The organism is Planktothrix agardhii (assembly GCF_904830935.1).
GTDB classification, from domain to species: domain Bacteria; phylum Cyanobacteriota; class Cyanobacteriia; order Cyanobacteriales; family Microcoleaceae; genus Planktothrix; species Planktothrix agardhii.
The window spans coordinates 25,661-36,068 of sequence record NZ_LR882954.1 but is presented as its reverse complement, the minus strand read 5'-3'; the positions used below and the strand labels follow the sequence as shown (position 1 = coordinate 36,068).

The following is a 10,408-nucleotide window of genomic DNA, read 5'->3' as shown; positions in this document are numbered from 1 at the left end:
CGTTATTCCCATAGCAGAAAGTTTGTTATGGGGATAACAGGATAACAGAATTTGTTATTGGAATAACAGGAATAACAGAATAACAGGAATAACAGAATGATGGGAGAATTAGAATTAATGTTGGCGGCGAGGTTCCCATTAATTTATGTGGTGTCTGCCGAAGAAGAACCAGCCGAAGAAGAACTTTTGAATGTAGCTAAGTCAAGAAAATCACAGATTTACTTCTGGGATTTTGCACGGGGTTGGAGTGATAATAATGCTGATAAAGGTCAGCCAATGGGGGCTTTAACTCGAATAGCTAAATCTCCTAAAGACCAACCCACAATATTTGTACTTAAAGATTTAGGTTGTTTAATAGCTCCTGGTTCTAATAATCAAATAAATCCTGGCCAGTTACCTTTAGTTCGGGAAATCAAGAATCTAGCACGGGAAATGAGTCGTGACCGTCGTTGTTTGGTTATCCTTTCTGACCAATTAAGATTACCAACTGAACTCAGAGAAGAAACGACAATTGTTGATTTTGATTTACCCAGCATTGAGGAAATTTCTTTACTGGTAAATAATCTGGTGGGGACTAAATTAAAGGTATCGCCTGACGAACGGGAGCAACTTCTTAAAGCCCTGACAGGATTAACTCGGTGTCGCATAGCCCGTGTATTAGCCAAGTGTCTCGCACGGTCGGGAAAAGTTGATGAGAGTGCCATCGGGGTAGTCATCGAGGAAAAACGTCAGACTATTCGGGAAACAGGCATTTTAGAGTTTATTCCCCATCAATCAGGGTTAGAGTCTGTTGGGGGTTTGGAGAATTTGAAGGCTTGGGTTAAATTGCGATCGCATAGCTTCACTGATGCCGCTCGTGAATATGGCTTACCCAGTCCCAAAGGTGTGTTACTTGCAGGTATTCAAGGCACAGGTAAATCTCTAAGCGCTAAAACAATTGCTGCTGAATGGAAATTACCGTTATTGAGATTAGACGTTGGGCGTTTATTTGGTGGGATTGTTGGTGAAAGTGAAAGTCGCGTAAGACAAGTTATCAAATTAGCTGAAGCTATTAGTCCGGTTGTTTTGTTCATAGATGAAATTGAGAAAAGTTTTAGTAACAATCAATCCGATGGTGATTCAGGAACCAGTAAGCGAGTATTCGCTACGCTGTTAACTTGGTTAGCTGAAAAAACCGCTCCCGTATTTGTTGTTGCTACTGCTAATAATGTTGAACTTCTGCCTGCTGAATTAATCCGAAAAGGTAGACTGGATGAGCTTTTCTTTCTATCGTTACCGACTCAATCAGAACGGGAACAAATCTTTAAAGTTCATTTGAATCGTTTAAGACCTAATAATCAATTCAACTTAGAGTTATTAGCGGCTAGAAGTCAAGAGTTTTCAGGAGCCGAGATTGAACAAGTAATTTTTGATGCGATGCAATTTGGGTTTAGTCAAAATCGAGAGTTTACAACTGAGGATATTTTAGATGCGATCGCTAATTGTGTTCCTTTAGCTAAAATTGCCAATCATCAGATAGAAGCCTTGAAAGATTGGGCTAGTCGGAGTGGGGCTAAATCAGCTTCTTTAGTAGATTCTGCTAATAATAATTTGCTACCGCTTTTAGAAGTTGATTATCAGGATGAATTAACCAACAATTAAACAAAATGCAAGCATTAACAATCCATGAACCTTGGGCAACTCTATTAGTCAAAGGAAAGAAACAATTTGAAACCCGTGAATGGCAACGGAATTATCGAGGTTTACTGGCAATTCATTCAGGAAAACAATCAGTAGATATTGAGGATTATCCTTTGGGATTAAGTGAAATTCTTGATGATTCAAAGATTACTCAAGATAACCTTAATAACAATAAGGGGAAAATTATCGCCATTGCCACCTTGAAGGAAATTCATTTAATGACCGATAAATTCATTAATGAACAATCAGAACTTGAACGAATGATTGGGTATTGGGAACCGGGAAATTATGCCTGGGAACTCACAGATATTCGGCCCCTTCCTAAACCGATTCCGGCACGGGGTCTACCTGGTTTATGGTTAATAGAACAGAGATTACCGGGTTTGGGATTTGGCGATCGCAACATCGAACAGGAAATACTTAATCAGTTAAAATCCGGCACAAATTAATCCCCTAATCAATAGCAGAATTAGCGGGTCGCTCCCGCCTTAAAATTCTTGAATTACCATGAATAAACAAATTTTCAATTTATCTCAAAACCTGCTAGAAATAGTCGGGCTTCCGCCCAGAGGTTGTAATTGTAATAAATGCGAATCTGGAATGATTTTTGAATGTTACCGTTGCCAAAAACTTGTTCCCTGGTGTCATGGAGCAAGTGATCAATACCAGGATTGGTGTGATTCTTGTTGGCAAGATTACATGATAAATGAGGGATTTCCTGAAGATTAAAAGTTAATTAATCCCTTCATCAAATCAAGTAATTAATCAGGGGATAATCAAGCTAAAATCAATGTGTAGATTTAGGGAAAATTATGAGATTCTTCAAGATTTTTGTAGCCTTAGTTCTTGGCTTTATTTTGGTAATTCCACTCCCAGCAATAGCGGCAGGGACGAGAAAATTAACAGCAAATAATTGTGGATATGTAACGATTTCAGAAACACTGAAGTACAAACACGCGAATATTATTTCTGTTAATGGTGCGGGCTTCTCGGCTTCTGCCGTAGTCCCCTATACATCTCAGGATAATCCTAGTTGTCGAAAAGGAAGTGATGGGAAATACTTATATCCAGGCTGGGATAGAAAACACTTCAAATCAGCAGGAAAGATTTTTGCTTCCACAAGAGCATTACCTAAATCCTCTGTAACTATTGGTTACAAATAATTAATTACTAATTCCTAATTACTAATTCCTCACTAATTCCTAATTAATTATCTAGGAATTAGTGAGGAATTAATGGGGCTACCGCCTGAAAATAATGATGTTTCAATTGTCAAATCATGTTAACGGTAGAAAAACTAAGCAAAGAATTACTTCAATTTAATTGTACCGACAACTATTATAAGCATTTTCTCGGATTTAATTATACTGATGGGATTCAATTTCTAGCTGAAAAGGCAGAATGCTATTGGCTATTAGATGCTATTGGTTCCTATCAGCCTCAACTTCAATTAAATCCAATGCTTCGTGATTTTCAACTTTGGCTTTTAGTTGTTGGGAATAATCACCCATTTATTAAGCCTGAAGCTGAATGTATGGCGGTTTTGACCTGTTGGGAAGATACACCAGTCAAAGGGAAGAAACCAGCAGTTAGTCAGCAAATTCATCTAACTGATTTCCCCCTGAGTGAAATTAAACTTTACTTTGAATTTGGAGTTCTTTTACTTCCAACTGAACATTAATTAAATTAATCCCTTAATCAAATCAAGTAATTAATTAAGGGATTACTCACTTTAATTAAAGAACAGGAGAACTCAATGCAATATTACAAAGTCGAAATTACCATCAATCCCGATGGCACAATTACCGAGAAAGTTCTAAATGGTTCGGGCAGTAGTTGTACTGAACTTACTAAAGATTTAGACCTTGGTAAAGTTGAATCTCAACAACTTTTACCTGAATATCAAGAACAAAATCAAATTAATCAAGAACAAGAGGATAATTTATGGCAAGGATTCTAATAGGTTTGACTCCAACTCTTTTTCTAATTACGATGTCGCTTTTTAAACATCAATTTTATCTGAACCAAGTTGATAAGTATTTGGGAAACTATCAAGAAGAATCTGATCCGATTGGTAAACAAATTGAAGAAACTGAAGGAGGGAACCAATGAAATTAAATCCTAATGATTTAAGAACATATCCAGTGATGGAGAAACCTTGCAAAACTTGTCCGTTTGAAGGGGAAAGTCCCGTCCCTATTGTTCCACAACGTTATTCAGATTTTATCGACAACTTAGCAGGCGAAGGACAACATCTTTGTCATAGTGCTAACAACAAAGCTATTTGTCGAGGTGGGCCGCACGTATTCAATTAAGAATCCTTTAAGCTATAGGGAATGCTGGACGAGGCCAACTGATGAAGCCTTTAATCAAGCAATTAATGAATCATTAACTCAGGAGTAAATTATGTCACATCTAACAACTATCAAAACCTCAATCAAAAGCCATGTTATCCTTGAACGAGTTCTCCATAAATTACTACAATCCCAACTTGATATTCTAACCGGAGCAACTCTCGAAACCAATAGCATTATCAAGGATTATTATGGCAATAGCACAATAGCAGACTTTGTTATTCGACGACCAAGGCATAACTATAATTTAGGATTCAAGCTCAATTCTCAAGGAGAATATGAATTTATTTCCGATAACGATGCTTGGGGGAAAACTAAATTTATGGAGGCTTTATTACCGATGTATGCAAGGGAAAATACAATTTATCAACTACTAGCTCAAGGATTTGAGATTGAATCCCAAACTGAGAATGATGGAACTATTAAGATTGTTGCTGGTAAATGGAGCTAAAACCAATAATATTAAGGATAAAAGTCTTCAGGATTCTGAGGGCTTTTTTTTATTGTGATTTATTATTGTCAAAAATAAAATATTGTAGTATGATAGAAGTACAGTTGTTATTTTGAATTAAAATGGTTTCACAAATTACGGCTAAGTTAGCAGTTTCGACACTAAAAGATGCAGTTTCAGATTTTAACTTTTGGGGAGAATCAGAATCGGATAGTCCGTTAGCAATTAAGCGCTCAAAGACCCCGTTAGATGATAAAAAAGTTCTAAGTTTAGATGCCGCAGCCCGGAAAAAAGCTGTTGGAGTAGAAGGGTATAAACCCCCGGAGCGGACTGTTCGAGTGATGGGTTTGAAAGAAACATTTTCCCCATTAGTTCAGCAAGCCCTAACTGAATTTCAAGCCGGAGCAACTGCGGTAATCGGAGGAGCCGGAATTGAAACTTTAGAAGTCACGGCAGAATCCTCGGAATATTACATCCAACTGTACTCGCTCTTTAAATTGTTAGATACTCCTACGAGTCCTTTGTACGTTGAAGATACGGGAACTTCCCCTGACCCCTACACTGGATTATTCATTACGGGACTAAGTAGTGATGGTGAAACAATTTATGCACAAGCCTTGTTAACTCAAACTTAATTCTCCCTCTCTAAGTCTCTCCCTCTCTAAAGTTTTGGCATTAAAAAAAGACTATGGATCAGCCCATCCTAGTCTTTTTTTATGGACTTAATTTCGGGGACTTAATTTCGGGGATTCAGGAAAATAAGTATTTTAATTTGGGGACTTCAGAAGCAGATTTCCAACCGTCTTGTCCCTCAGTCCAAACTAGGGTATCGGGGGTGATTTGCCATTTTAATTCCGATTCAGAAATTGGGATAGCTACCCCATCCTTTAACAATGTGCCAAATCCTATTTGATACTGCTGCTGGTACTGGCGGGGGTACAGATGCCGGAGCGGTTAGAGTCGGGGGAATAGTTGGGGGAATAGTCAGGGGTAGTTGGGGTAGTTAAGGTAGTTGGGGTAGAAGAAATAGAATCAGAATCCTGAATACCTTTCTCAAAACTATCAAAGAACCGGATACGGGGTTTAGTTCGGGGTTTAGCGATAATTGATTCTCCAGTGCGCGGATTCCGAGCTTGTCGTTCACCTAGTTCTTTAGGGTAAAAGACTCCAAAATCAACGATTTTAACTTCGTTGCCTGCCCGTAGTTCTAATTGAACAAATTTAATCAAGCCCTCGATAACTGATTCAACTGTAGTTCCACTTAATCCAGTTATTTTTTCAATGTAAGTGGTGTCTAACATTAACATTTGTTAATTGTGCTTAGATTGTGGTTATTAATTCGATTGTAATTGTATTTACTAAAATGGTCAACCACCCAACTTTCACAGATTTTGGGGATGAAGAAAAAACTAGACGATAGGGAAAAGCTAAGTGAATCTAAAATGTTTAAATGTTCAGATGTTTAAATGTTTAAATATCTGAATGTTCAGATAACCAATTATCAACGAGTTGTTCAATGATTTGACTCATTTCCTCACCGTCTATTGTGGCTTGGGTTTTGAGCTTCCGGTGCAGTTCGCGTGGAAGGTAAATAGTGGTTCGGACATAGTTGGGGTCTTTGCTTTTGCTGAGTTTGTCCGCACCGGATAAATCGTCTGGGGGTGTTGTGGCATCTTTGCCTTTGGCGACATTAAACAAATTATCAAAACGGCTCATGGTAAAATCTCCCGTCCAACTTGTTGATAACATTGCCATGCGGCTTTGGAATAGGCATCATTGACCTGATTAACAGAAATACCTTCTAAGGCGGCTTTCTGAAATACTGCCAACCGTCTAATCCCTCCTTGAAAAATTGGAAGTCCGGCTTTTTCTATAGCGAGTCGGGCTTCAGAGCCACTACGATTCGGTTTGGGGGGAATCACAGTCAAAAGGATTTTATAATTACTCTGAAGACTATGCAGAGCATCGACCATTTGTAAGGTAGCTCGGATTGCTAAAGCATCGGGAGAAGTGGGGAGCACCAGTAAATCACATCCTTCCGCAATCGTTTTTAAGTCTTCGGGATTGGGTCGGGCTGGTGTATCAATCACAATATGCTCAAATTGTCTGGCAAACTTGACCCCTTGTTTCTCATCCACAACTTTCACAGGCAATGTCCCCCGACTAGCCCAGTCCAAAGCACTGCGGTTTAAATCTCCATCCACTAACAGAGTGTCGGCTTTGCTTTGTAGATAAACTGCTAAATGCAGGGCTGTGGTAGACTTCCCTACTCCCCCTTTAAAAGAGGCTATTGTTATAATCATCTGGACATCTGAATGTTTAAATGTTTCAAGGACAGCAAATCACTAGATCTGCTGTCCTTATTTTATCGGCTTCTGACCGTTTAAATGCTTAGATGTTTAAATGTTTAGATGTAAAGATGTTTAAATGTTTAATCAATTGCCAAAAACGGGATAGGTATTTTGTTACAAAACTTTACGTCGTGCTAAATTTTGCGCGTATCTTGTCTTTACCCCAATAGCGATCGCCATTAATCCCAGGAATCAAATTCGTAAATTTCACAGAAGCCTTCTGGGTTGGTAATGAAAGCCAACGCCATTAACGATGTTGAATCACCGCCGTAAATATCGCATAGCCATTTGGCTTGTACCTTGTTTTTAGCTGCGATGATTTTTGGCATCAAGCCAGCGATATCCTCTACAGTCGCTCGATGGAATTCATCAGTATTCATAATGTCGTCCCGTGAGATATAACCATCCTTTCTATGTGTCTGCCACATATTGTTAGGGATATCCCATCTCGTAATCTGATGCGGGTTCCCAGCTTTGTCGAATAGGATATCGCCTACTTTTAGTTTGTCAAAGTCTATTGGTTCGGGTATACAACCCGAACCGCAAACTGTAGAGGATTTAAGAACTGTAGATGCAACTGTAGAGGAAACTGTAGATGAACTTTTTCCGCTATCACAAGGGTTGCAGCCATTTGTAGATGTTGTAGAGGTTTTTTTACCATCTACAGTTTCATTGACAAAAACTTGAACATCTACATATTGGGTTGCTTCATCCCTGTTGTTAGTTTGTTTAGATTTCAAATCATTTTTTTGATTTTCCTCTACAACATCTACAGTTGTCTGAAACCCGTATGGTTGTAGGATTTTTTCATCTACAGTTTCATCTACAGTTCCTCTACAGTCATCTACAGTTCCTCTACAGTTTTCAAAATCCTCTACAGTTTTAGATTTTTGGGATTGGGATGAGAATTTTAACCGTGAACCGGAACCCTCAAGGAAACCATGGCCCATCCCAACCAATTGGGTAAACATACCTCTAATATCGTCAGGAGTTGATTTTTTAAAACTCCAATCAAATTGTTTAACGTCCCGTGCCGTGATTTGGTTTTGACGTTTTAAAGCCAACTCTAAGATTTTTACTAATTGGGGTGCTAACTCATCACCACACCCCGCATAGAGGTTTTGAGCTTCCTTAAAATAAAACTTAGCTAACTTAGCGGCTTTAATTAGCGTCCCCTTCTCTACAATGGGGTCAACAACTTGGCCAGAAGCAACCCGCTCTACAACATGAATCAACGCTGCGAAACGTCCTATTTTGCCGGGCATTTTTCCCCATAACGCGGCTAAGGCTTGGCTTTTGGCTTTGATGCGGTACGTCTCACATTTATTATTGAGAATCTCAAAATGCTTTTTAGCTTCGGGGGATAATCGCAAATCCAGTTGAGGTAGCTCTGAGATTTTTTCGTAGGTGCTAGTAATCAGGGGGAGTAAATCAAGGGAGCCAGGGGGATTTTCCGGGATCAGAAAAGGAACAGTTGGTTGATTAACAAAATTAAACCGTGAATGACCGCCGTTGTCGTCGGAACCGTCATTAAATTCCCTGATCACTTTGGGTTGGATACCCCCTAGTATTGAAACTAGGCACTCATCAAAATCAGAAGCTAGACTGTCCTTTAATGCGTCTATTTTTCCAAAGCCGTCGTAATAGGAAAGTAGATCCTCCGTTTGGCCAATGTTATAGGATTTCTTCTGGGATTTAAAATGGCCAGAGATTTCATCTGATAAAATTGCCAATCCCCAACTATTTTTTGATTGAGCATTGATTAAATCTCTCATCCCGGCACCTGAACCGCTATTAATGTAATAGCGTCTCATTATTGGTTTGATTGGTTCGGGTAAAGAATCTGATTCGTCATCCTTAAAAGCCTCAAGGTCAAGATTGTATTGTTTCATTTGTTCTGCAAAGTCATCCTTAGTTTTTTTAAGAAGTTCTCGCAGTGGTTCTGTTGCGATTGCATTAATCAATGGTGATTTCCGTTGGGATGGTTCCGCCACGATGGCGCTGTATATCCCCATTGGTTGTTTAAAGTTTGTATAGTTCGTTAGGTGGATTTTCGATCCCACTTTAAGTAAGGAACTAATTGTTGTATAGAAAATTGTTAATCCCAACTCGGGGCGTAAGCATAACCGAGTTGAGAGTTCAGAAATTTTGCTTAAATTCCCTGGTAGATATTTAGCCATATCTAGCGATTGGTTCTGATTCTCTAAAAATTCATCAATCTCGGTCTTAATTGAATCATTATCTAATTCCTGTTCCTGTTCCTGTTGGATTTTGTTATAGATTGATTCTAATTCTTTAGATGGGATGTTAGCTTGTTTAGCTAATTTGCTAAAAGCTAAAGCTAGTTTTGATTTAGTTAGATTTTGTTCTGCTAAATCTCTTAATTCCTTATCAATCGAATCAATATCAAGCTGTTGCACCCCTCGGAAGGGGATTACATTTGATTCCGGTTCGGGTTTGAGTGCCGAAGTTCCTGATGTTTTATAGGTTGTTGCTCTTGAAGATGTATGGGTTGATGATTTTCGCTGCCATGAAGAGTAGCAATTCTCCAATTTGTCATCACTTAAACAGGGTGTAGGATGGCTTTTAGTTGCACTATCCCAGATAGTCTCACGCTCCTTATCATTAATCCTGGGATTGCAACGATCACAATAATCATCAAATAAATCTCGCGCCCGTCCGGTGAACTCAAAGCCTAAATATTGCAGGCGCGATTCAGTTCCAATTAAATCCCGTGCAACTTTAGCTCCCCCATCATTTCTACCCCCTTCACCCGCGCCTGACTCAATTAAGCTGCGATGATCCTTTGATAAGCAATTTAATAATGGAATCGGTTCATCTCTATAATTGTTATTTTTTTCGGGGTAGCTCAGTAGAGGTAACTCAGGGGGAGTAGAAGCAGTTACCTTCGGAACTATCAACATTTGCTCGATAATCCAGTTCGGACATTCTGCAATGGGTGTGGATGGGTCATTAATCCATTTATACCCGTCTGTTTCGGGGTGTTGGCTCGGTGGTAGAACAGACTGGCAACCATCCCATCTCAATTCAAGTAATACATCTTTATTATTTTCCTTTACTCCTGTATTAAGTTTTTTGGTTTGAATGGCTCCCCAAAATTCTGGAGGCATTTTATAAAGGTATTGGGCGCGACCTTCCTTTCCAGAAGTGAACGATACTGTTTTCGGCAATCCCCCCAAACGTTCTGCTAGTTCATGCGCTGCAACCCCATCGCAGTCAATAGCAACAATTCCCCCCGATAATTCTCCAGTCAGAAAACCAAAACCTGTATAAGTTGATGCGGGATTAAAGTAAGGCTTTCCTTCTTTATTTATGCCGTGATAACCATTGGTTAGGATTTCGATAACAGTCTCTCGACTAAACCCTTTCTGCCAATCATCTACTAATGGTCGTTTATTTCGATCTACTGGCAACGGTGTCCAGTTATCGGGTAATTTATTAAGCGCGTCAATTAAATGTTGATTTTTCATGTTATTATTGGAGGAGTTGGAAGTGGAAGGAGAATTTTGGTGATTCATAGTTTTCCTTTTGGTAAAAATTTTCAATAGACA

At 39.1% G+C, this 10,408-nt stretch carries 14 protein-coding genes; 9 read left to right on the top strand and 5 right to left on the bottom strand.

Annotation, left to right across the window (positions count from 1 at the left end; all coding sequences use genetic code 11):
* The first annotated feature begins 96 nt into the window (after positions 1-96).
* The 9 genes from NMG88_RS21885 to NMG88_RS21845 all read left to right on the top strand — a co-directional run bounded on the left by NMG88_RS21885 (position 97) and on the right by NMG88_RS21845 (position 5,120).
* Positions 97-1,641 carry an AAA family ATPase gene (locus NMG88_RS21885; RefSeq protein WP_254035854.1) on the top strand — a complete coding sequence of 515 codons (1,545 nt, stop codon included), beginning with the start codon at positions 97-99 and terminating at the stop codon, positions 1,639-1,641.
* Between the two features lie 5 nt (positions 1,642-1,646).
* Complete coding sequence (locus NMG88_RS21880; RefSeq protein ID WP_254035853.1) at positions 1,647-2,129, top strand: ASCH domain-containing protein; 483 nt, start codon at positions 1,647-1,649, stop codon at positions 2,127-2,129.
* A gap of 363 nt (positions 2,130-2,492) precedes the next feature.
* Positions 2,493-2,843 (top strand): hypothetical protein, encoded by a 351-nt coding sequence (locus NMG88_RS21875; RefSeq protein WP_235752358.1) that lies wholly within the window; start codon positions 2,493-2,495, stop codon positions 2,841-2,843.
* A gap of 116 nt (positions 2,844-2,959) precedes the next feature.
* On the top strand, positions 2,960-3,361 hold the full coding sequence (locus NMG88_RS21870; protein WP_254035852.1) for a DUF6876 family protein: 402 nt from the start codon (positions 2,960-2,962) through the stop codon (positions 3,359-3,361).
* 75 nt (positions 3,362-3,436) lie between these two features.
* Positions 3,437-3,640 (top strand): DUF2997 domain-containing protein, encoded by a 204-nt coding sequence (locus tag NMG88_RS21865; RefSeq protein WP_254035851.1) that lies wholly within the window; start codon positions 3,437-3,439, stop codon positions 3,638-3,640.
* Positions 3,625-3,792 (top strand): hypothetical protein, encoded by a 168-nt coding sequence (locus NMG88_RS21860; protein WP_254035850.1) that lies wholly within the window; start codon positions 3,625-3,627, stop codon positions 3,790-3,792. Before NMG88_RS21865 ends, NMG88_RS21860 begins: the two co-directional genes overlap by 16 nt.
* Positions 3,789-3,995 (top strand): hypothetical protein, encoded by a 207-nt coding sequence (locus NMG88_RS21855; RefSeq protein WP_254035849.1) that lies wholly within the window; start codon positions 3,789-3,791, stop codon positions 3,993-3,995. The genes NMG88_RS21860 and NMG88_RS21855 overlap by 4 nt, the downstream gene beginning before the upstream one ends.
* A 91-nt stretch (positions 3,996-4,086) precedes the next feature.
* Entirely contained in the window at positions 4,087-4,485 is a 399-nt protein-coding gene (locus tag NMG88_RS21850; RefSeq protein WP_026796182.1) for a DUF1257 domain-containing protein, read from the top strand.
* A gap of 122 nt (positions 4,486-4,607) precedes the next feature.
* Positions 4,608-5,120 (top strand): hypothetical protein, encoded by a 513-nt coding sequence (locus tag NMG88_RS21845; RefSeq protein ID WP_254035848.1) that lies wholly within the window; start codon positions 4,608-4,610, stop codon positions 5,118-5,120.
* A gap of 115 nt (positions 5,121-5,235) precedes the next feature.
* Here the strand turns inward: NMG88_RS21845 and NMG88_RS21840 are convergent, their stop codons facing one another.
* From NMG88_RS21840 to NMG88_RS21820, 5 genes are all read right to left on the bottom strand, one after another.
* Entirely contained in the window at positions 5,236-5,379 is a 144-nt protein-coding gene (locus NMG88_RS21840) for a DUF4339 domain-containing protein (protein ID WP_254035847.1), read from the bottom strand.
* Between the two features lie 11 nt (positions 5,380-5,390).
* Positions 5,391-5,786 carry an HU family DNA-binding protein gene (locus NMG88_RS21835; protein WP_254035846.1) on the bottom strand — a complete coding sequence of 132 codons (396 nt, stop codon included), beginning with the start codon at positions 5,784-5,786 and terminating at the stop codon, positions 5,391-5,393.
* A gap of 169 nt (positions 5,787-5,955) precedes the next feature.
* Positions 5,956-6,201 (bottom strand): plasmid partition protein ParG, encoded by a 246-nt coding sequence (locus NMG88_RS21830; RefSeq protein ID WP_026789234.1) that lies wholly within the window; start codon positions 6,199-6,201, stop codon positions 5,956-5,958.
* On the bottom strand, positions 6,198-6,788 hold the full coding sequence (locus NMG88_RS21825; RefSeq protein ID WP_042158546.1) for a ParA family protein: 591 nt from the start codon (positions 6,786-6,788) through the stop codon (positions 6,198-6,200). Before NMG88_RS21825 ends, NMG88_RS21830 begins: the two co-directional genes overlap by 4 nt.
* A 227-nt stretch (positions 6,789-7,015) precedes the next feature.
* The gene (locus NMG88_RS21820; protein ID WP_254035845.1) at positions 7,016-10,375 is read right to left on the bottom strand and encodes a DUF3987 domain-containing protein; all 3,360 of its coding nucleotides are present in this window, start codon (positions 10,373-10,375) and stop codon (positions 7,016-7,018) included.
* Between the last annotated feature and the right edge of the window lie 33 nt (positions 10,376-10,408).

Coding starts and splice junctions, on each gene's coding strand:
- NMG88_RS21880 (WP_254035853.1), top strand. CDS start 1,647: ATGCAAGCATTAACAATCCATGAACCTTGGGCAACTCTATTAGTCAAA.
- NMG88_RS21850 (WP_026796182.1), top strand. CDS start 4,087: ATGTCACATCTAACAACTATCAAAACCTCAATCAAAAGCCATGTTATC.
- NMG88_RS21835 (WP_254035846.1), bottom strand. CDS start 5,786: ATGTTAGACACCACTTACATTGAAAAAATAACTGGATTAAGTGGAACT.
- NMG88_RS21875 (WP_235752358.1), top strand. CDS start 2,493: ATGAGATTCTTCAAGATTTTTGTAGCCTTAGTTCTTGGCTTTATTTTG.
- NMG88_RS21870 (WP_254035852.1), top strand. CDS start 2,960: ATGTTAACGGTAGAAAAACTAAGCAAAGAATTACTTCAATTTAATTGT.
- NMG88_RS21860 (WP_254035850.1), top strand. CDS start 3,625: ATGGCAAGGATTCTAATAGGTTTGACTCCAACTCTTTTTCTAATTACG.
- NMG88_RS21825 (WP_042158546.1), bottom strand. CDS start 6,788: ATGATTATAACAATAGCCTCTTTTAAAGGGGGAGTAGGGAAGTCTACC.
- NMG88_RS21885 (WP_254035854.1), top strand. CDS start 97: ATGATGGGAGAATTAGAATTAATGTTGGCGGCGAGGTTCCCATTAATT.
- NMG88_RS21830 (WP_026789234.1), bottom strand. CDS start 6,201: ATGAGCCGTTTTGATAATTTGTTTAATGTCGCCAAAGGCAAAGATGCC.
- NMG88_RS21845 (WP_254035848.1), top strand. CDS start 4,608: ATGGTTTCACAAATTACGGCTAAGTTAGCAGTTTCGACACTAAAAGAT.
- NMG88_RS21820 (WP_254035845.1), bottom strand. CDS start 10,375: ATGAATCACCAAAATTCTCCTTCCACTTCCAACTCCTCCAATAATAAC.
- NMG88_RS21865 (WP_254035851.1), top strand. CDS start 3,437: ATGCAATATTACAAAGTCGAAATTACCATCAATCCCGATGGCACAATT.
- NMG88_RS21855 (WP_254035849.1), top strand. CDS start 3,789: ATGAAATTAAATCCTAATGATTTAAGAACATATCCAGTGATGGAGAAA.